At 70.3% G+C, this 19249-nt stretch carries 20 protein-coding genes; 14 read left to right on the top strand and 6 right to left on the bottom strand.

All coding sequences use genetic code 11. The features are described from left to right. Window positions 1-2 precede the first annotated feature (2 nt). From STRCI_RS22570 to STRCI_RS22585, 4 genes are all read left to right on the top strand, one after another. Window positions 3-251, top strand: a complete 249-nt coding sequence (locus STRCI_RS22570; protein ID WP_269660772.1) for a type B 50S ribosomal protein L31 — start codon at window positions 3-5, stop codon at window positions 249-251. Beyond that, the gene (locus STRCI_RS22575) at window positions 251-1375 is read left to right on the top strand and encodes a CobW family GTP-binding protein (RefSeq protein ID WP_269660773.1); all 1125 of its coding nucleotides are present in this window, start codon (window positions 251-253) and stop codon (window positions 1373-1375) included. Before STRCI_RS22570 ends, STRCI_RS22575 begins: the two co-directional genes overlap by 1 nt. Window positions 1376-1378: 3 nt before the next feature. After that, entirely contained in the window at window positions 1379-1615 is a 237-nt protein-coding gene (gene rpsR, locus STRCI_RS22580; RefSeq protein WP_269660774.1) for a 30S ribosomal protein S18, read from the top strand. A 596-nt stretch (window positions 1616-2211) separates the two neighbouring features. Further along, a complete protein-coding gene (locus STRCI_RS22585) occupies window positions 2212-2481 on the top strand; it encodes a DUF397 domain-containing protein (RefSeq protein WP_269660775.1) in 270 nt (89 codons plus the stop codon). Window positions 2482-2590: 109 nt separating this feature from the next. On the opposite strand, the gene STRCI_RS22590 is transcribed toward STRCI_RS22585, so the two are convergent. Further along, the gene (locus tag STRCI_RS22590; RefSeq protein WP_269660776.1) at window positions 2591-3085 is read right to left on the bottom strand and encodes an ATP-binding protein; all 495 of its coding nucleotides are present in this window, start codon (window positions 3083-3085) and stop codon (window positions 2591-2593) included. Between the two features lie 353 nt (window positions 3086-3438). Between STRCI_RS22590 and STRCI_RS22595 the strand changes: the two genes are divergently transcribed. The 7 genes from STRCI_RS22595 to STRCI_RS22625 all read left to right on the top strand — a co-directional run bounded on the left by STRCI_RS22595 (window position 3439) and on the right by STRCI_RS22625 (window position 10270). After that, window positions 3439-4263 (top strand): helix-turn-helix domain-containing protein, encoded by an 825-nt coding sequence (locus STRCI_RS22595; protein WP_269664620.1) that lies wholly within the window; start codon window positions 3439-3441, stop codon window positions 4261-4263. 96 nt (window positions 4264-4359) lie between these two features. Beyond that, window positions 4360-5820 carry an aldehyde dehydrogenase family protein gene (locus STRCI_RS22600; RefSeq protein ID WP_269660777.1) on the top strand — a complete coding sequence of 487 codons (1461 nt, stop codon included), beginning with the start codon at window positions 4360-4362 and terminating at the stop codon, window positions 5818-5820. 114 nt (window positions 5821-5934) lie between these two features. Further along, window positions 5935-6471, top strand: a complete 537-nt coding sequence (locus STRCI_RS22605) for a DinB family protein (protein WP_269660778.1) — start codon at window positions 5935-5937, stop codon at window positions 6469-6471. A 43-nt stretch (window positions 6472-6514) separates the two neighbouring features. Beyond that, a complete protein-coding gene (locus tag STRCI_RS22610; RefSeq protein ID WP_269660779.1) occupies window positions 6515-7156 on the top strand; it encodes a PadR family transcriptional regulator in 642 nt (213 codons plus the stop codon). Window positions 7157-7279: 123 nt separating this feature from the next. Then, the gene (locus STRCI_RS22615) at window positions 7280-8230 is read left to right on the top strand and encodes an ATP-binding cassette domain-containing protein (protein WP_269660780.1); all 951 of its coding nucleotides are present in this window, start codon (window positions 7280-7282) and stop codon (window positions 8228-8230) included. Further along, entirely contained in the window at window positions 8227-8988 is a 762-nt protein-coding gene (locus STRCI_RS22620; protein ID WP_269660781.1) for an ABC transporter permease, read from the top strand. Before STRCI_RS22615 ends, STRCI_RS22620 begins: the two co-directional genes overlap by 4 nt. 82 nt (window positions 8989-9070) lie before the next feature. Continuing rightward, window positions 9071-10270 (top strand): WD40/YVTN/BNR-like repeat-containing protein, encoded by a 1200-nt coding sequence (locus tag STRCI_RS22625; protein WP_269660782.1) that lies wholly within the window; start codon window positions 9071-9073, stop codon window positions 10268-10270. Between the two features lie 32 nt (window positions 10271-10302). Here STRCI_RS22625 and STRCI_RS22630 read toward each other — a convergent pair whose 3' ends face one another. Both STRCI_RS22630 and STRCI_RS22635 read right to left on the bottom strand, forming a co-directional pair. After that, window positions 10303-11697 (bottom strand): glutamate decarboxylase, encoded by a 1395-nt coding sequence (locus STRCI_RS22630; RefSeq protein ID WP_269660783.1) that lies wholly within the window; start codon window positions 11695-11697, stop codon window positions 10303-10305. 26 nt (window positions 11698-11723) lie between these two features. Next, on the bottom strand, window positions 11724-13016 hold the full coding sequence (locus tag STRCI_RS22635) for an ion channel protein (RefSeq protein ID WP_269660784.1): 1293 nt from the start codon (window positions 13014-13016) through the stop codon (window positions 11724-11726). Between the two features lie 112 nt (window positions 13017-13128). Here STRCI_RS22635 and STRCI_RS22640 point away from each other — a divergent pair, with 112 nt between their 5' ends. Next, complete coding sequence (locus STRCI_RS22640) at window positions 13129-13890, top strand: MerR family transcriptional regulator (RefSeq protein ID WP_269660785.1); 762 nt, start codon at window positions 13129-13131, stop codon at window positions 13888-13890. A gap of 18 nt (window positions 13891-13908) precedes the next feature. Here the strand turns inward: STRCI_RS22640 and STRCI_RS22645 are convergent, their stop codons facing one another. Continuing rightward, on the bottom strand, window positions 13909-14274 hold the full coding sequence (locus tag STRCI_RS22645) for a YbjQ family protein (protein WP_269660786.1): 366 nt from the start codon (window positions 14272-14274) through the stop codon (window positions 13909-13911). A gap of 148 nt (window positions 14275-14422) precedes the next feature. On the opposite strand from STRCI_RS22645, the gene STRCI_RS22650 reads away from it, so the two are divergent. Continuing rightward, the gene (locus STRCI_RS22650; protein ID WP_269660787.1) at window positions 14423-15277 is read left to right on the top strand and encodes a DedA family protein; all 855 of its coding nucleotides are present in this window, start codon (window positions 14423-14425) and stop codon (window positions 15275-15277) included. Between the two features lie 38 nt (window positions 15278-15315). On the opposite strand, the gene STRCI_RS22655 is transcribed toward STRCI_RS22650, so the two are convergent. Together STRCI_RS22655 and STRCI_RS22660 are read right to left on the bottom strand one after the other, a co-directional pair. Then, the gene (locus STRCI_RS22655; protein WP_269660788.1) at window positions 15316-16977 is read right to left on the bottom strand and encodes a threonine/serine exporter family protein; all 1662 of its coding nucleotides are present in this window, start codon (window positions 16975-16977) and stop codon (window positions 15316-15318) included. Between the two features lie 122 nt (window positions 16978-17099). Continuing rightward, window positions 17100-17591: an inorganic diphosphatase gene (locus STRCI_RS22660; protein ID WP_015658794.1), complete on the bottom strand. Its 492-nt coding sequence runs from the start codon at window positions 17589-17591 to the stop codon at window positions 17100-17102. A 79-nt stretch (window positions 17592-17670) separates the two neighbouring features. Here STRCI_RS22660 and dacB point away from each other — a divergent pair, with 79 nt between their 5' ends. Next, window positions 17671-19248, top strand: a complete 1578-nt coding sequence (gene dacB / locus STRCI_RS22665) for a D-alanyl-D-alanine carboxypeptidase/D-alanyl-D-alanine endopeptidase (protein WP_269660789.1) — start codon at window positions 17671-17673, stop codon at window positions 19246-19248. Window position 19249 lies beyond the last annotated feature (1 nt).

A 19249-nucleotide genomic window follows, 5' to 3' on the forward strand; every position in this document is an offset into this window, starting at 1 on the left:
CCATGCGCGAGGGAATCCACCCCGCCTACGGCCCCGTCGTCTTCCGGGACCGGGCCGCCGGCCACGCCTTCCTCACCCGCTCGACGATGACCAGCGAGAAGACGATCGAGTGGGAGGACGGCCGCACCTACCCCGTCGTGGACGTCGAGATCTCCGACGTCAGCCACCCCTTCCACACCGGCACCGCGCGCGTGCTGGACACCGCCGGACGCGTGGAGCGCTTCGAGCGCCGGTACGGAGGGCAGGGCTGATGCTCCCCGTCGTGATCGTCGGCGGACTGCACGCCGACGCCCGCAGGGCCGCCGTCGACCGGCTGCTCGTCGAGGTGCCCGGCGGTGTCGCGCTCCACCACGACCTCGCCACGGCCGTCGCCGGCACCGTCGTACGGTCGATCCGCGACGCCAATGGCACGCGCTCCGCCGCCGAGACGCCCCTCGTCAACGACTGCGCCTGCTGCGCCCTGCGCGAGGACCTGGTGCCGGAGCTGAAGCGCATCGAGGAGGCGGGCGGCACGCCGCTCGCCGTCGTCGAGCTGTGGGACTCCGTGGAGCCCAAGGCGATGGCGGAGGTGATCACCTCCGGCGGTCTCGGCCTGACCGGCGTGGTCACCGCCGTCGACCCGGCCCTGTTGCTGCCGTACCTCGCCAACGGCGACGACCTGGCCGAGCGGGGCCTGGCCGCAGCACCCACCGATCAGCGCACGGTCGCCGACACCTTCGCGCGCCAGCTGGAGTACGCGCCCGTCCTCGCCCTCGTGGAGTCGGCGGACGAGGACGACGAGGACCGCGAGCTGCTCGCGCAGCTGCACCCGACGGCCCGCCAGGTCCTGATCGGCCACGGCGACCTGGCGGGCGCCGTACGCGCCGGATTCGACGTCGAGGCCGCCGCGGCCGCCCAGCACCCCGCGTGCGCCCTGCTGCCCGCCGAGGCGGACGCGCACGGCGTCTCCACGCTCGTCTGGCACCGCCGCCGCCCCTTCCACCCGGAGCGGCTGTACGCGGCGCTGGAGGACCTGACCTGCGCCGCCGCCCGCAGCCGGGGCCGCTTCTGGCTGGCGGACCGGCCGGACGCCCTGCTGCACTGGGACGCGGCGGGCGGCGCCCTGTGCGTGGAGAGCGCGGGCCCCTGGCTGGCCTCGCTCCCGGACGCGGCCTGGGAGCTGGTCCCGCCGGTGCGCCGGGCGGCCGCAGCGCTGGACTGGCACCCCGAGCACGGCGACTGCTGCCAGCACCTCGTCTTCACCTCGCCCGGCCTGGACCGCGACGGCCTCGCACGGCTGCTGGAGTCCTGTCTGCTGACCGATGCCGAGTACGCCGCGGGCCGCGCCGCCTGGAAGCGGCTGCCGCCCGCCTTCGACACCCTCCTGGAGGTCTGACCCATGCCCCGCAAGCCCGACCGCGGCAAGCCCGCGAAGAACCGGCCCAACCCGCTGGACCGAGCAGGCATCGAGTACATCGACTACAAGGACACCGAGCTGCTGCGGAAGTTCATCTCCGACCGCGGCAAGATCCGCAGCCGCCGGGTGACCCGGATCTCCGCCCGGCAGCAGCGCCGGCTGGCCCGGGCCGTCAAGAACGCGCGCGAGATGGCGCTGCTGCCGTACGCGACCCGCTGAGCCGGGAGCCCCGCCCCCTGCCGGCCACCCCATGGCCGACACCGCACCCCCGCCCGGAACCCCCTCCCCTCCCCGAGGTATGGCATCGCATTCATCCGTACGAGGGGTTCCGGCACGTGCGTCTGCACGGGCCCGGCGACCGGCTCGCCCGGCCGTCCGACGATGGACCGACCGGCGCACCGCACCCGGTGACGACCTCGCCGTCACCCCCGTCCGCCGCCGCACGCCCTCGGGACCGCGCTTCCTGCCGACTTCTCCCACGGCAAAGAGCGGATGCCGAGCGTCCACTGGGACGACGCCATTCCGGACGGGTCCGCCGACCGAACAATGCACGCACGTTGGAACAGGAATGGCGTCGCATGCGTCTGTTCCTACATACGCGAGGCATTCGATCCGGACGATCCGGCTCAGTCCATGGCGCGGAAGATCATGGACGAGGAAGGGCGTGGTACCTGTAACCGCAGGAACACCCCGCGTGCACGTGCATCTGCCCGTGCATCCTCTCATGCATCCGCACATGAACAGGGTTATGATCCGGGTCAGTTGACCAATGCATCAATGGCCTCACCAGCCAGTGCACCACCGGGGAGCGACCTGTGGATCACGACGTGTACGACGTTGACGACGCGTCCGGCGTGTACAACGGCATGGCCGCGACCCGGCTCAGCGGTGTCGCCTGGCAGAAGAGTCGGCACAGCAACTCGCAGGGCTCGTGCGTGGAGTTCGCCCGGCTTCCCGGCGGTGACGTCGCCGTACGCAATTCGCGTTTCCCGGACGGTCCGGCGCTCGTCTACACCCGCGCCGAGATCGAGGCGATGCTCCTGGGCATCAAGGACGGCGAGTTCGACCACTTGATAGCGGGCTGATGCCCGAACGGGCAACTCGCGGAACATTTCGGGCAGTTGGCGATGAATACATGCCGTGACCGCTCGGTTACGCGCGTAGAAGCACGGCGCCGCGAAGCGCCGTGGTTCATCACTCGGCGGAGCCGGACTGCGGCTTGTGCGGCAGCCGGAACAGTGCCCAGACCACCTTGCCGTTGAGCGTGCCGGCCATGGGATGCCAGCCCCAGCCGTCCGCGAAGGAGTCCACCAGGAACAGGCCGCGCCCGGACTCCGCCGAGAAGTCGTCCGTGTCCCGTGCGACCGGGCTGTCGTGACTGGGGTCGCGCACCGCGCACACCAGCCGCTCGGTCCACCGCATCAGATGCAGCCGTACCGGAGGTGTCTGCTCGGGCACGCGCGCGTGGCCGGCCGGAAGGGCGTGGCGCAGGGCGTTGGTGACGAGTTCGGACACCACCAGGCACACATCGTCGAAGCGCTCGCCTATGTCCCACTGGTCGAGCGTTCTGCGGGTGAACTGGCGGGCCTCGCGCACCGCTTCGTAGCGGGCGGGGAGTGCGCAGGAGGCGGCGTTGGACACGGCCGCGGGATCCAGCGGCGGAAGGCCCTGCCGTAACGGCTCGAGCATGGTCGATCCATTCGTCCCCATGCGAGGCACTCCCGGGAATTCGCGGTCGTTGCGATGCAGCGGTTGCGCGGGACCATGGTTTCGGATGCGTACAGCAGATGCAAGGGCAGATGCACGTGCACGTGACCGAATTGGACCCTCCCGTACCGCTTGTTGGCCATTTTTTCCGCCATCTTCGCGCGCCCCGCTTGTGTTCTGGTCGCTCCTTCCTGAAGGAAATCTTTGGCTTCTTTCCGTCTGCGTAATCGGACGAGTACAGCTCGGAGTGTTTTAGTGGCAGACTTCGGGCCCTGAAGAGGTTGGGGAGGCTGGCGAACGTGAGCGCGGGAGAGCCCGGATCGGTGGTGCGGCGGATGCTGCTCGGCTCGCAACTCAGGCGACTGCGTGAGGCACGCGGGATCACGCGTGAGGCCGCGGGGTACTCGATCCGCGCGTCCGAGTCGAAGATCAGCCGGATGGAGTTGGGCCGGGTGAGCTTCAAGACCAGGGACGTCGAAGACCTGTTGACGCTGTACGGCATCACCGACGAGGCGGAGCGCATCTCGCTGCTCTCCCTCGCCAAGGAGGCCAACGTCGCGGGCTGGTGGCACAGTTACTCCGACGTGCTGCCCAGCTGGTTCCCCACCTACGTCGGCCTGGAGGGCGCCGCGGCGCTGATCCGGGCGTACGAGGTGCAGTTCGTGCACGGTCTGCTGCAGACCGAGGCCTACGCCCGCGCGGTCGTGCGGCGCGGGATGAAGGGCGCGAGCGAGGCCGACGTCGAGCGGCGGGTGGCGCTGCGTCTGGAGCGGCAGAAGTACCTCGTGGACGAGAACGCCCCGGAGTTCCACATCGTCCTCGACGAGGCTGCCCTGCGCCGCCCGTACGGTGACCGTGCGGTGATGCGCGGTCAGCTCCAGCATCTGATCGACATCTCCGAACGCCCCAATGTGCGGCTCCAGATCATGCCGTTCGGCTTCGGCGGGCACTCCGGCGAGTCCGGCGCCTTCACCATCCTCAGCTTCCCGGAGTCCGATCTGTCCGACGTCGTCTATCTGGAGCAGCTCACCAGTGCGCTGTATCTGGACAAGCACGAGGACGTCGCCCAGTACGAGAAGGCGCTGAAGGAGCTCCAGCACGACAGTCCCGGCCCCGACGAGAGTCGCGACCTTCTCCGAGGACTCCTTCAACTGTCTTGAAACACAAGTACGATGACGTGTGATCAGACCGTGGAGACGATCAGAAACTGATCAGGTGTCCGCAGGGATGTCCGCTTAGGGGATTCGAGGGATCACATGTCGTCCTACTTCACCGACCTGGCCCAGCAGTACATCGACGGTGAGTGGCGCCCGGGCACTGGCTCCTGGGACATCATCGACTTCAACCCGTACGACGGTGAGAAGCTCGCCTCGATCACCATAGCCACGATCGACGAGGTGGATGAGGCCTACCAGGCCGCCGCCCGCGCCCAGAAGGAATGGGCCGCGACGAACGCCTACGCGCGGCGCGCCGTTTTCGAGAAGGCCCTCAGACTGATCGAGGACCGCGAGGCCGAGATCAGCGAGATGATCATCGCCGAGCTGGGCGGCACCCGCCTGAAGGCGGGCTTCGAACTCCACCTCGCCAAGGAGTTCCTGCGCGAGTCGGTCCATCTGGCGCTGCGCCCCGAGGGCCGGATCATCCCCTCGCCGGTGGACGGCAAGGAGAACCGCGTCTACCGCGTCCCGGTGGGCGTGGTCGGTGTGATCAGCCCCTTCAACTTCCCCTTCCTGCTGTCGCTGAAGTCGGTCGCCCCGGCGCTCGCGCTCGGCAACGGCGTGGTCCTCAAGCCGCACCAGAACACGCCGATCGTCGGCGGCACCCTGGTCGCCAAGCTCTTCGAGGACGCGGGCCTGCCCGCCGGACTGCTCAACGTCGTCGTCACCGACATAGCGGAGATCGGCGACGCGTTCATCGAGCACCCGGTCCCGAAGGTCATCTCCTTCACCGGCTCCGACAAGGTCGGCCGCCATGTCGCCACCGTCTGCGCCTCGCACTTCAAGCGCTCGGTCCTCGAACTCGGCGGCAACAGCGCCCTGGTGGTCCTCGACGACGCGGACCTCGACTACGCCGTCGACGCCGCGGTCTTCAGCCGCTACGTCCACCAGGGTCAGGTCTGCATGGCCGCCAACCGTGTCCTGGTCGACCGGTCGGTCGCCGACGAGTTCACCGAGAAGTTCGTCGCCAAGGTCAGGACGCTCAAGGCGGGCGACCCGCGCGACCCGGAGACCGTGATCGGCCCGGTCATCAACTCCTCGCAGGCGGACGCCATTTCGGGCGTCGTCGACCAGGCCGTCGCCGAGGGCGCCACCGCCCTGGTGCACGGCGCGACCACCGACAACCTGGTCGAGCCGTCCGTGCTGACCGGCGTGCCGGCCGACTCCGCGCTGCTGCGCCAGGAGGTCTTCGGGCCGGTCGTCTTCCTCGTCCCGTTCGACGGCGAGGAGGAGGCCGTACGCCTCGTCAATGACACGCCGTACGGACTGAGCGGCGCCGTCCACACCGGTGACATCGAGCGGGGCGTGGCCTTCGCCAAGCAGATCGACACCGGCATGTTCCATGTGAACGACGGCACCGTCCACGACGAGCCGATCGTCCCCTTCGGCGGCGAGAAGCACTCCGGCCTCGGGCGCCTCAACGGCGAGACGATGCTGGACGCGTTCACCACGATGAAGTGGATCTCGGTGCAGCACGGGCGCAGCGGCTTCCCGTTCTGACGCTTCCTCGCGACTTTTCCTTGTGACGGGCCGTCGAGGACTGAAACTGTCCTCGATGGCCCGTAGCTTCGTCGGTGTCAGGCAAGGAGCCACTCCGACGAAAGGCGGCCGGTCATGGTCACTCACGTTCCCGCAGAGGCGCAGGGCGACGAGCGCGGAGCGCTGCTGAGCTTCCTCGCGGAGCAGCGCGGCGGCATCCGCCGTGCCGTCTTCGGGCTGACGGACGAGCAGGCTTCGTCCCGGCCGAGCGCCAGTGAGCTGTCCCTGGCCGGTCTGGTCAAGCATGTGGCCGAGGTCGAACAGGGCTGGGTCGCGCGGGCCAGGGGTGAGGAACCGGCCGTAGCGCGTGACCAGTCGAACTGGCACGAGTGCTTCGTCCTGGTCGACGGCGAGACCGTCGCGTCGCAGCTCGCGTACTGGGAGAAGGTGGCCGCCGAGACGGAGGCGCTCATCCGGTCCGCGCCCAGCCTGGACGACACCTTCGGGCTTCCGGACCAGCCCTGGTTCCCGCCGGAGGGCCGGGTGTCGCTGCGCTGGCTGGCGCTGCACCTGATCCGTGAGACCGCCCGGCACGCCGGCCACGCCGACATCATCCGGGAGTCGCTGGACGGCAGGACGGCCTTCGAACTGGTCGACCTCGCCGGAAGCTGAGGCCATGGCCTGTGCCTACCGGTGACGTCATAACCTGAGGCACATGTCAGCGATCCGTCTCCTCGTGCTCGGCGCGGTCCGCCAGCACGGGCGGGCCCACGGCTACCAGGTGCGCAATGACCTGGAGTACTGGGGCGCGCACGAGTGGTCCAACGCCAAGCCCGGCTCGATCTACCACGCCCTGAAACAGATGGCGAAACAGGGCCTGCTGCACGCGCACGAGATCGCCCCGTCCACGGCCGGGGGCCCGCCCCGCACCGAGTACGAGATCACGGAGCAGGGCACCGAGGAGTTCCTCCGGCTGGTCCGGGAGGCGCTGGTCTCCTACGACCAGAAGATGGACGTGAAGTCGGCGGCCATCGGCTTCATGGTCGACCTGCCGCGCGCCGAGACGGTGTCCCTGCTCAAGGAGCGGATCCGGCGCAGCGAGGAGTGGCGCTCCGCCGTCACCGAGCACTACGTCCCCGAGGAAGGCCCAGGTCAACTGGGTCATATCGGCGAGATTATGAACCTCTGGGTCCACACGGCGGACGCCGAGTCCGCGTGGACCCAGGGACTGATCGAGCGGATCGAGGGCGGCGCGTACACCTTCGCGGGGGAGGGCGCCCCGTTCGTCGGCGTCCTCGCCGAGGACGAGGAGAACCCGTACGCCACGAGGGAGCGGCACCCCGGAGATCTTCGCTAGAACTTCGCCGGATCCCGGCTAATCAAGTTTGACGAGTGAGGTCCCGGGTATTAGCCTCCATCGGGTAGTCAAGTTTGATTAATGGCTTGATCGATGAGCTGACGGGCTAGCGAGGGAGAGTTCGTGGCCGATACGGCGATCACCGTCGAAGGCGCGGAGAAGAAGTACGGCGAGAAGAGAGCACTGGACGGCCTCGACCTGAGCGTCACGCGGGGCACCGTGCACGGCGTGCTCGGGCCGAACGGCGCGGGCAAGACCACCTTGGTCCGCGTCCTGTCCACCCTGCTCAGGCCCGACGCGGGCCGCATCCAGGTCGCGGGGCACGACGTGGTCACCGACGCCCGCGCGGTGCGCACCCGCATCGGCCTGCTGGGCCAGCACGCGGCGCTCGACGAGGAGCTCGGCGGCCACCAGAACCTGGAGATGTTCGGCCGCCTCCACCACCTGGGCGCCCGCCGCGCGCGCGTGCGGGCCGACGAGCTCCTGGAGCGCTTCGGCCTCGCCGACACCGGCCGCAAGGCGGTACGGCGGTACAGCGGCGGCATGCGGCGCCGCCTCGACCTCGCCGCCTCCCTGATCACCGATCCGGAGGTGCTGTTCCTGGACGAACCCACGACCGGCCTCGACCCGCGCGGACGCGCCGAGGTGTGGAACTCGGTCCGCTCCCTGGTCGGCGGCGGTACGACGGTCCTGCTCACCACCCAGTACCTGGAGGAGGCCGACCAGCTCGCCGACCGGATCTCGGTCGTCGACGCGGGCCGGGTCATCGCCGACGGCACCGCCGACGAACTGAAGGCCGCCCTCGGCGGCGACCGCATCGACGTCGTCCTGCGCGACGCCGGCCAACTGGGCGCCGCCGTCGCCCTGTTGCCGTTCGACCCCGCGGGTGTCTCCGTCGACACCGACCGCCGGCTGCTGAGCGCCCCGGTCACCGACCGGATGACGGCGCTCACGGAGGTCCTGCGGGCCCTGCACGAGGCCGGGATAGCGGCGGAGGACGTCGCCCTGCGGCGCCCGACGCTGGACGAGGTGTTCCTGCATCTGACGGCGGACCACGCGAAGGAGGCCGTATGACCACGTACGCACTGACCGACTCCTGGACCATGACCCGCCGCGAACTCGCCCACTGGGCGCGGCAGCCGGTCCAGTTGATCGTGGGGCTGGTCTTCCCGGTCATGCTGCTGCTGATGTTCGGCTACCTCATCGGCGGCGGCCGGGACGTGCGGGGCGACTACATCGACTACCTGGTGCCCGGCATGCTCGCGCTGACCATGGCCTTCGGCCTGGAAGGCACGATGATCGCCGTCACCCAGGACCTCAACAAGGGCGTCATCGACCGCTTCCGCTCGATGCCGATGTCCAACGGGGCGGTCCTGGTGGGCCGTTCGGTCGCCGACATGCTTCAGTCGGCGGTCGGCCTGGCGGTGATGATCGGCGTCGGGTACGCCCTGGGCTGGCGGGCGAACGGCTCCGCGGGAGGCTTCCTGGGCGCGGTCGGGCTGTTGCTGCTGTTCCGGTTCGCGATGCTGTGGATCGGCATCCATCTCGCGATGGTGGCGGGGAAGCCGGAGATGGTGCAGGCCGTCCAGATCCTGGTCTGGCCGGTCGGCTTCCTCTCCAACGCCTTCGCCCCCGCCGACTCCATGCCCGACTGGCTGGGCACGGTGGTCGAGTGGAACCCCATGTCCCAGACCGCGACCGCGGTACGGGAACTGTTCGGCACACCGGGCGGCGAGGCGGGGCACATCTGGCCCGCCGTCCTGTGGCCGCTGGTGCTGCTGGCGGTGTTCTTTCCGCTGGCGGTGCGGCGCTTCGGGCGGCTGAGCAAGTAATCGGGCGAGGAGTGGAACCCAGGGCCGGTCTGCGGTGTACCAGAAGTGTCAATCGCTGCTGGTGATCGCAGATCGGGGGGTCATGGGATTTCGACTGCCGAGGGCGCAGCTGTTCCTGGTTCTGTTTCTGTTCCTGCCGCTGTCCGCGTGCGACAGCGGGTCGGCGGGCGGGCGCGACGCGGGGCGTTCGGTCGCGCCGTCCGCCAGGCCCACGGCCGGGGTGCCGCCGCCGCGGATACCGTCCGCTCCGGGCCTCCCCGGCTGGTCCCACAGCCTCGGTTTCGCAGCCGACGGCTCGGGGTTCGCCCTGCTCGCACAGTGCACCGATGCGCGGTGCGAGCAGGGCGTGGCCGTCCTGGACAGGGGCGCCCGGCGCTGGCGCCCGGCCGAGTCACCGTTGCCGGACGTCACCGGCGACGACGGCATCACCGTCGGGCTCACGGTGCTCGGGCCGGGCCGTGCCGTCATCATCGGCCAGAGCGAGCAGTGGCCCCGGCCCGCACCGACCTGGTTCACCCGGGACAACGGCCGCAGCTGGACCCGCGGTTCGACCGACCCGGAGGGCCGTACGGCGACCGTCCCCGAGGGCGCGCTGCTCACCGAGGAGTGCCTGGAGCTGGAGTCCGATCTCAACTCCTGCGCCCGCAACCGCCTGCTCGTCGTGCTGCCCGACACCGGTGAACTCCGCGTCCTGAAACGGCAGCCGCCCCTGAAGGGCATCCTCGCCCCGGCCGGAGACGGGGCCCGGGACGCGCTCTTCGTCTCCGGCCTGGACGCCTCCGGCCGCCCGGCACTGGCGAAGAGCGAGGACCGGGGCCGCACCTGGAAGGTGGCCCGGCTGACCGAGCCGGGGAAAGGCGGCTGGGGCCTGCGCGTGGTCGCCGCCGGACCGGACCGCCTCTTCGCCGCGCAGCCGGGCCGGCTCCCCGAGGAGGAGGGCGGGAAGAACGGCCTGCGCGCCATCCACACCAGCACCGACGGCGGCCTGACCTGGAACCGCGTCTGGGCCTACCGCAAGGGTGTCGAACCCCTGTCGATCCTCGGCGACCCGGTCACTGCTGCCGACGGCGGCGTCACCGTGTACGGCGAGTCCGGCGTCTGGCACAGCACCGACGGCGCCCGCACCTTCCGCTCCACCGGCGGCACCCGCGGCCCCGCCGGCTCCGTCACCCGCACTCCCCTCGGCTGGCTGTGGACCGACAGCTACGGCAACGGCCAGTACCGCATTTCGGCGGACGGCGTGCGCTGGCACGGGTTCACCGTGGGGGAGGGGGTCGGGTGAGGGCGAGTGGCCCGGCCGGCCAGGCGCGTCGCCTAGTGATGGAAGGCGGTCGCCTGACCCGCCTCACGTCCCAGGGGATGCGGTTGTCGCCGCAGTTCGGGGAGCAGTCGCTGCAGGTCCTCCAGGAGCAGCGCCGCGAGGTCCGTGGAGAAGCCGTTGCGGCACACCACCCGCAGCACGGACAGGTCCTCCCGGTTCGCCGGGAAGGTGTACGCGGGCACCAGCCAGCCGTGCTCCCGGAGCCTGCGGGAGACGTCGAAGACGTCGTACGCCGTCACATCGGGTGCCGTGGTGAAGGCGAAGACCGGCAACTGGTCGCCCCGGGTGAGGAGTCGGAAGTCGCCGAGGGCCTCGATCCGCCCGGCGAGCCCGTTCGCGACGTCCCGGGCGGTCTGCTGCACGGCCCGGTAGCCCTCCCGGCCCAGCCGCAGGAAGGTGTAGTACTGCGCGACGACCTGGGCGCCGGGCCGGGAGAAGTTCAGCGCGAAGGTCGGCATGTCGCCGCCCAGGTAGTTCACGCGGAACACCAGCTCCTCGGGCAGCGCCGCCTTGTCCCGCCACAGCGCCCAGCCGACGCCCGGGTAGACGAGCCCGTACTTGTGCCCGGAGGTGTTGATGGACGACACCCGCGGGAGGCGGAAGTCCCACACCAGGTCCTCGTCGAGGAAGGGCGCGACCATCGCCCCGGAGGCGCCGTCGACATGGACCGGGATGTCGAGGCCGGTGCGCTCCTGGAGGGCGTCCAGGGCGGCGCACAGATCGGCGATGGGCTCGTAGGACCCATCGAAGGTGGAGCCGAGGATGCCCACGACGCCGATGGTGTTCTCGTCGCACAGCTCGACCGCCGCCTGGGGGTCGAGGTGGAAGCGCTCACCCTCCATGGGCACCAGCCGGGGCTCCACCTCCCAGAAGTTGCAGAACTTGTCCCAGCAGACTTGGACGTTGACGCCCATCACCAGGTTCGGACGGCCGCTGGTGTTCCGCCGGCTCCAGCGGCGCTTGAGCGCCATCCCCGCGAGCATGCAGGCCTCGCTGGACCCGGTCGTCGAACAGCCCACGGCTGCCGCCGGGTCGGGCGCGTGCCACAGATCGGCGAGCATCGCCACACAGCGCCGCTCCAGCTCGGCGGTGCGCGGGTACTCGTCCTTGTCGATCATGTTCTTGTCCCGGCACTCCGCCATCAGCACCCCGGCCTGCGGCTCCATCCAGGTGGTGACGAAGGTGGCCAGGTTCAGCCGCGAGTTGCCGTCCAGCATCAGCTCGTCATGGACGAGCTGGTACGCCGTCGTCGGCGACAGCGGGCTGTCCGGGAGCCGGTGCTGGGGCGGCGCCCCGGTCATCCGGCTGACCGGATTGGCCTCGCCGTAGAAGGGGTTGACGGACAGGGGGCGGTCATCGGGCCGTTCGGGGCCCTTGTGCAGCGCCATCGGGGTCTCCTTGCGGGTGGGGGAGTTCAGCGGACAGGGGTGCCGTCCTCGCGCAGCTGCATCTGGGGGCGGCCGGTGACGAGCAGCCAGGCGGGCAGCGAGGCGATGCAGAGGAGGGCGAGGATGGTGGGGGAGGCGACCAGGACGGCGGCGGTGAACAGGCTCACCCAGCCCTGCCGGGTGACTGCGAGCAGGACACCGAGCACGGCGGTCGAGACCGCGAGCGCGGAATGCACCTCCGGCACCAGTGCGTGGGCGCACAGTCCGAGGGCCACGCCCACGAAGACGGACGGGAAGATCCGCCCGCCCCGGAAGCCGCAGCAGGCGGCGACCACCATGGCGGCCAGCTTCACCACCGACATCGTGGCGAACTCGCCCGCCGACCAGCCGTCGGGATCGGCCGCCAGCTCCCCGATCTCGTCCAGCCCCTTGAAGAGCGTCAGATGGCCGCCCAGGGCCCCCAACAGGCCCAGGACGAGTCCGCCCACCGGAAGCATCAGCATCGGGTGCCGCAGCCAGTTGAACGCGGCGTGGACATACGGGAAGGCGTACACGGCCGCCAGTCCGAGCAGCGCGCCCGCCGAGGCGATCACCACCGCCGCCAGCAGATCGTCCCAGCCGGGGTGGTCGAAGGCGGGCAGATCCAGGTCGAAGGTCGGCTCGGCGATCAGCGTGGTGGTGGTCGCGCCGACCGCGGCGGCCACGAGCGGGGCGAAGACGTTGTCCCACAGCGCCCCGCGGATCTTGCGCCCGGCCAGCGCCTCGGAGATCACCAGCGCCGCCGCCACCGGCGTGCCGAACAGCGCGCCGATGGTCGCCGCCTCCGCGAGCGCCGCCCACAGCCCGCCGGGCGCCTTGGGCAGCAAGCGGTGCCCGATCCAGAAGGTGAGGCCCACATTGGCGGCGATGATCGGGTTCTCCGGGCCCAGGCTGGGCCCGCCCGCGAGCATCAGGGCGGTCGCCAGCAGCAGACCCGGCAGCACGGCGGGGGGCAGTACGGGGGCTTCGAGACCGGTGGTGGCGGGGTCGGGCCCGGCATGCCCGGGGACCTTCCACACCACCAGACCGACGGCGACTCCGGTGGCGGTGAGCATGATCATCATCCACAGCACGGAGTAGCGGCCCACACCCAGCGCGTCCGGCAGGTTCTGCCACAGCACGTCCTGGAGGGCTTCGGCCGCCTCGCTCACCCCGAGTAACAGCAGGCTCGCTCCCACGCCCACGATCACGGCGGGGAGGATCAGCGGTAGCAGGGTGCGTGCCGGGGTCGCCGGTCTCGCCGGGGCGGCGGGCGCCTGCGGCGCGGGTTCCTGGGCCACGAGGGACACCATAAGCGCGCAATTCGGGCAATGCAGGCATACCGAGTGGGCTTGCACCTCACGTGGCGTGAGGATTCACCGTGGAGTGCGTACCGAGAAGGGAGCGGATGAAGTGAGCTACTCCGTGGGACAGGTCGCGGGCTTCGCCGGAGTGACGGTGCGGGCCTTGCACCACTACGACGACATCGGCCTGCTCGCCCCGAGCGAGCGCAGCCACGCGGGCCACCGGCGCTACAGCGACGGGGACCTCGAACGGCTGCAGCAGATCCTGTTCTACCGGGAGCTCGGCTTCCCGCTCGACGAGGTCGCCGCCCTGCTCGACGATCCGGACGTCGACCCGCGCGCGCATCTGCGCCGCCAGCACGAGTTGCTGACCGCCCGGATCGAGAAGCTCCAGAAGATGGCGACGGCCGTGGAGCAGGCCATGGAGGCACGCAAGATGGGGATCAATCTCACGCCCGAGGAGCGCTTCGAGGTCTTCGGCGACAAGGACCCGCAGCAGTACGCCGAGGAGGCCGAGCAGCGCTGGGGCGACACCGAGGTGTACGCCGAGTCCCAGCGCCGGGTCGCGACGTACACCAAGGAGGACTGGAAGCGCATCCAGGCCGAGGTCGACGACTGGGGCGCGCGGTACGCGGCCCTGGTGGCGGGCGGCGAACAGCCGTCCGGGGAGGCGGCCATGGACCTCGCCGAGGAACACCGGCAGCACATCAGCAGGTACTACTTCGAGGTTCCCTACGAGATGCACCGGTGCTTCGGCGAGATGTACGTCTCCGACGAACGCTTCAAGGCGTTCTACGACGCCATGGGTCCGGGACTCGCCGAGCACCTGCGCGACGCGATCCTCGCCAACGCCGACCGCCACACGTCGTGACCGTCGTGGCCCGGGGGCTCACTCCCGGGCCACGACCACGGCCGTTCCGTACGCGCACACCTCGGTGCCGACATCGGCGGCTTCCGTCACATCGAACCGGAAGGCCAGCACCGCGTTGGCGCCCCGCGCGCGGGCCTGTTCCACCAGCCGTTCCATGGCCTGGTTGCGGGTCTGCACCAGTGTCTTGGTGAGCCCCTTGAGCTCACCGCCGACCATCGACTTCAGCCCCGCGCCGATCTGGCTGCCCAGATGCCGGGAGCGCACCGTCAACCCGAAGACCTCGCCGATGACCTCCTGCACCCGGTAGCCGGGTACGTCGTTCGTGGTGACCACCAGGACATCGGGCTGGGGGCCCTGTCCGCCGCCGTACTCTTCGATACCCATGGTTCACAGCTTTGCCCGAGCCGGGGCAAAGGGCATCCTGTGGGGGCCCATGGAACCTGGGCCTCCAGCGGTGCGTTGGTAGGAGTGCCGCGTTGGTACTTTTAGCAACCAGCCCCCGCCCGCCCCACCCCGCAGGAGCCACGAACCCGTGACCACCCTTGCGCTCGGCCCCGAGTGGCTCAGCCCGGACTACCTGATCGAGACCTTCAGCCTGCCCGGCATCCTGCTGATCGTCTTCGCCGAATCGGGCCTCTTCGCGTTCCTGCCCGGTGACTCGCTGCTGTTCACGGCGGGTCTCTTCGTGGCCGAGGGCAACTACATCACCCAGCCCCTGTGGCTGGTCTGCACCCTGATCGTGCTCGCCGCAGTCATCGGCGACCAGGTCGGCTACATGATCGGCAAGTTCTTCGGCCCGAAGCTCTTCAGCCGCCCCAACTCCAAGCTCTTCAAACAGGAGAACCTGGAGAAAGCGCACGAGTTCATGGAGAAGTACGGCCCCAAGGCGATCGTTCTGGCCCGCTTTGTGCCGATCGTCCGCACCTTCGCGCCCATCGTGGCCGGCGCTGGCCGGATGAAGTACCGCACCTTCCTGACGTACAACATCATCGGCGGTATCGCCTGGGGCACCGGCGTCACCCTCGCGGGTTACTGGCTGGGTCAGATCGGCTTCATCAAGAAGAACGTCGAGTCGATCCTCATCCTGATCGTCTTCATCTCGGTCGTCCCGATCATCGTCGAGTACCTCCGCGAGCGCTCCAAGAAGAAGCGCGCGGCCGCCGAGGCCCCCGCGCCCCAGCCCGGCCAACAGCACCACCAGCAGCACCCGCAGGTGATGGACGACGCGACGACCCAGCTCCGCCGCATCGACCCGACGGACCAGCCCCCCCAGCAGCAGTACTACGGCCAGCAGCAGCCGTACGCCCAGCAGTACCCCCAGGGCTACGGCAACCAGCAGCACGACCAGCAGCAGAACAACCAGTACCCCTACAACCAGGGCTACTAGAGACTCCCTGAGGGGCGCGGGACTGTATCGATCCGGGCTCAGAACCCCCGAGTCCGCTTAGCAGCCCTGCGTCCCGCCTCGGTCCCACCGGGAAGCCGCAGGAACAACCGCGAGATCTCCGACCCGAGGTTCACCCCGATGGCGATGGCCATGGCCAACGACGCCGCCGTGGCCAGCGACACCAACCCCTTGTCCACCTCGTTCTGCGCGATGGACAACAACCCGAAGTAGGTCGCGGACCCTGGCAACAGGGGCCCGATCGCCGCGGTCGTGTACGGCAGCGCCGACGCGAACCGGTACCGCGACAGCAACTGCCCGAACAGCCCCACCAGCCCCGCCGCCACGGCCGTAGAGGCGACCGGCGAAAGACCGGCGGTGTAGTGCAGCGCGCCGTACACCGACCAGGCGACCCCGCCGTTCAGCGTGACGGCCAGCACGGTGGACCGTTCCTGCTGCAGCAGCACCGCGAAGGTCAGCGACAGCAGCATCGAGGCACCGATCTGCCAGTAGGGCCGCTCGGAGATGTTCAGCGCCGCGTCCGGGTTCAGCTTCGCGCCGAGGTTCACGCCGAAGTACAGGATGATCAGCACTCCGACGACGATCCCGACGAAGAAGTACATGACCTCCAGCAGCCGCGCCGAGGCGGTGATGTAGAACCCGGTCAGGCCGTCCTGCACGCCCGCCACCAGCGCCCGCCCGGGCAGCAGCGCGAACAGCCCACCGGTGATCACGGCGGACGCCTTCGCGTCCACATGCGCCAGGGTCAGCGCGACCCCTATCGCGGCCGGAGGCATCGCGGCCACCGTGAACTGGTAGAACTCCGGCAGCCCCCGCCCCGCGCACAGCCACGCCAGCCGGTCGCCGAGCATCGCGCCCACCGCCGCGGCGATGAACACGATCAGATCACCACCGACCAGCACCGAGGCCGCACCCGCCAGCAGTCCGCTCGCCGAGGTCAGCACCCAGGTCGGATACGGATGCCGGTTGCGGCGGATCTCCGCGAGCCGCCGGTAGGCCTCCTCCAGCGAGATATGGCTCTCCGCGTCACTGAGGTCGTCCACCAGCCGGAACACCGCCGCGAGCCGCGTGTAGTCGGTCCCGCGCCGCCGTACCGTCCGCGCCGCCGACACCGGATCGTCCACCAGGGACGGCTGGTAGGAGATCGACAGCAGGGTGAAGGTGACGTTCGGCTCGCAGCGGTCCAGGCCGTAGGACCGGCAGACCGCGAACATCGCCGCCTCGACGTCCTCCGCGCCCTCACCGCCCGCGAGCAGCAGCTCGCCGATACGCAGCGTCAGGTCGAGCACGCGCGGGACGGCCGGCCCCTCGTCCTCGGCCTTGTGGACCCGCTCCGGCGCCGGCCGCTCGGCCACCGGCATCCGCAGCATCGTGCGCATCCGGTCCTGCCAGGGCACGTTCTTGGTCAGACTGACCGCGGGGATCCCGGTCGCCGGGGTGAACGCGGGCGGCGCGTCACTGGAGTGATAGGTGCTCGGCGGGCTGAACGCCGACCCCTCCGGCTCGGCGGTCGGCCCCGGCGGCGCGTCCAGACCGACCGGGAGCGCGAACTCCGACGAGGTCTCGGACTCGCCTCTGAGAACGGCGAGCCCTTCGGGCAGGGCGAACTCGGATGTGATCTCGGGGTCGAACGTGCCGGTCGCCTCGTCCGACTGCGGCTTGCGGTCCTCCGCCTCCGTCACTTGCGCAGCGCTCCCTGTACGACGCCTCCTGGCCAAGCCTCAGTATGCGCACACGAACACGACGGGCCGCACGCGTGCGCGTGCGGCCCGTTCCGTGACACAAACCTCAGGAGACCCGGGGCTCAGTGGCCGCCCTGGTCCTTGAAGCGCTTGTAGGAACGCTCGATCTCGGCTTCGGCCTCGGTACGGCCGACCCAGTCGGCGCCCTCGACGGACTTGCCGGGCTCCAGGTCCTTGTAGACCTCGAAGAAGTGCTGGATCTCCAGGCGGTCGAACTCCGACACGTGGTGGATGTCCCGCAGGTGCTCCTGGCGCGGGTCCGTCGCCGGCACGCACAGCAGCTTGTCGTCGCCGCCGGCCTCGTCGGTCATCCGGAACATGCCGATCGCGCGGCACTTGATGAGGCAGCCCGGGAAGGTCGGCTCGTCCAGGATGACCAGCGCGTCCAGCGGGTCGCCGTCCTCGCCGAGGGTGTTCTCGACGAAGCCGTAGTCGGTCGGGTAGGCGGTCGAGGTGAAGAGGCGACGGTCCAGGCGGATCCGACCGGTCTCGTGGTCCACCTCGTACTTGTTCCGCGAACCCTTCGGAATCTCGATCGTGACGTCGAACTCCACCGGTGGCTCCTCCATGATCAGCACATAGTTCTGGTGGTTAAGTGTCCCTCACGCAGGTGTGTGATCGCGAAAGGGGCTGGTGGTCGTGCCAGAGCTGAGGCCTTGGCGAGCCGCGAGACCGCGGCTGGCACGGATCGCGGGCGCCGTACGACCGCGTCTCGCACGGGCGGCCACGGCCGGACGACCGCGCCTGGCAAGGCTCGGCCGAACCGTCTCGGCACAGGTCACAAGGCCGAAGACCTGGCAGTACACCGCCGGCGCCGCCACCGCGGGCCTCGCGCTGGCCGTCGGGGTGGTGACCGCCGCCGGTCCCTGGGACTCCTCGGGTCAGCGTACGGCCGAGCGCGACCGGGCAGCCGCCCAGGAGGGCACGGGTGGCGCAGATCACGGCCGTAGTTCCGATACGGCGGCCAAGGCACCCGGCCCTGCTCCGAGCGCCGCATCCGTCCTCACCGGCCTCGGCGGAGCCGCCGGGCGGGTGAAAGCGGCACCCGGCAGCAAGGCCCTGTCCACCCTCCTCGACCCGCTCCTGGACGTCCCCGCGCTCGGCGCCCGCCACTCCGCCGCCGTCGTCGACGTGACCACCGGCAAGCGCCTGTACGGCGCCGGCGCCGACACCGCGCTCACCCCCGCCTCCACCACGAAGATCGCCACCGCCGCCGCGGCCCTGTCCGCCCTCGGCCCCGACCACCGCCTCACCACCCGCACCGCCCTGGAACCGGACACCAAGGAACTCGTCCTCGTCGGCGGCGGCGACCCCACCCTCACCGCCCGCGAGGACGCCGAAGGCCTCGCGAGCCTGCGCACCCTCGCCGAGGACACCGCCGCCGCCCTGAAGAAGGACGGCGTGCGCGAGGTGACCCTGTCGTACGACACCACGCTCTACGCGGGCGAGGAGCTCCACCCGATCGGGGTCAACGACAACCTCGCGCCGGTCAGCGCCCTGATGGCGGACGAGGCCCGCACCGACGACTCCACCAGCGGGCCCGTGCCGCGGGTGAGCGAACCGGCGGCGGAGGCGGCCCGTACCTTCGCCGACCTGATCGAGGACCACGGCATCAGAACGACCTCGCCCGGCCCCTCCAAGGCGACGGCCCGCGCCGAGACCCTCGCCGAGGTTTCCTCGCCGCCGCTGTCGGCCCTCGTCGAGCGCATGCTCACCAACAGCGACAACGACATCGCCGAGGCCCTCGCCCGGCACACCGCCATCGCCACCGGCGAACGCCCCGACCTCACCGGCGCGGGCCGCGCGATCCGCGCCGAACTCAACAAGCTCGGACTGCCCGTGAAGGGCACCGAATTCAAGGACGGCAGCGGCCTCAACCGCGACAACCGCCTCACGGCCGACCTGCTCACGGCCCTGCTCGCACAGTCCGGCGACCCCGCCCGTCCCGAACTCCGCCCGATCCTCACCGGCCTGCCCGTCGCGGGCTTCACCGGCACCCTGACCAGCCGCTACGCGGACGGCGCGGCCGGCGTCGTACGCGCCAAGACCGGCACCCTGACCGGCGTGAACGCCCTCGCGGGCACCGCCGTCGACAGCGACGGCCACCTGCTGGCCTTCGCCTTCCTGGCCACCGACACCACCAACCCGGCAGAGGCCCAGTCGGCGCTGGACAAGGCGGCGACCGCCCTGGCGGGGTGCGGCTGCAGCTGAA

The sequence above is a fragment of the Streptomyces cinnabarinus genome, from assembly GCF_027270315.1.
Lineage (GTDB): Bacteria > Actinomycetota > Actinomycetes > Streptomycetales > Streptomycetaceae > Streptomyces > Streptomyces cinnabarinus.

Excerpts from the sequence above, each read along its gene's own strand:
- STRCI_RS22610 (WP_269660779.1), top strand. The coding sequence starts at position 6,515 with ATGTCAGCGATCCGTCTCCTCGTGCTCGGCGCGGTCCGCCAGCACGGG.
- STRCI_RS22600 (WP_269660777.1), top strand. The coding sequence starts at position 4,360 with ATGTCGTCCTACTTCACCGACCTGGCCCAGCAGTACATCGACGGTGAG.
- rpsR (WP_269660774.1), top strand. The coding sequence starts at position 1,379 with ATGCCCCGCAAGCCCGACCGCGGCAAGCCCGCGAAGAACCGGCCCAAC.
- STRCI_RS22625 (WP_269660782.1), top strand. The coding sequence starts at position 9,071 with ATGGGATTTCGACTGCCGAGGGCGCAGCTGTTCCTGGTTCTGTTTCTG.
- STRCI_RS22620 (WP_269660781.1), top strand. The coding sequence starts at position 8,227 with ATGACCACGTACGCACTGACCGACTCCTGGACCATGACCCGCCGCGAA.
- STRCI_RS22575 (WP_269660773.1), top strand. The coding sequence starts at position 251 with ATGCTCCCCGTCGTGATCGTCGGCGGACTGCACGCCGACGCCCGCAGG.
- STRCI_RS22630 (WP_269660783.1), bottom strand. The coding sequence starts at position 11,697 with ATGGCGCTGCACAAGGGCCCCGAACGGCCCGATGACCGCCCCCTGTCC.
- STRCI_RS22595 (WP_269664620.1), top strand. The coding sequence starts at position 3,439 with ATGCTGCTCGGCTCGCAACTCAGGCGACTGCGTGAGGCACGCGGGATC.
- STRCI_RS22570 (WP_269660772.1), top strand. The coding sequence starts at position 3 with ATGCGCGAGGGAATCCACCCCGCCTACGGCCCCGTCGTCTTCCGGGAC.
- STRCI_RS22590 (WP_269660776.1), bottom strand. The coding sequence starts at position 3,085 with ATGCTCGAGCCGTTACGGCAGGGCCTTCCGCCGCTGGATCCCGCGGCC.
- STRCI_RS22605 (WP_269660778.1), top strand. The coding sequence starts at position 5,935 with ATGGTCACTCACGTTCCCGCAGAGGCGCAGGGCGACGAGCGCGGAGCG.
- STRCI_RS22645 (WP_269660786.1), bottom strand. The coding sequence starts at position 14,274 with ATGGGTATCGAAGAGTACGGCGGCGGACAGGGCCCCCAGCCCGATGTC.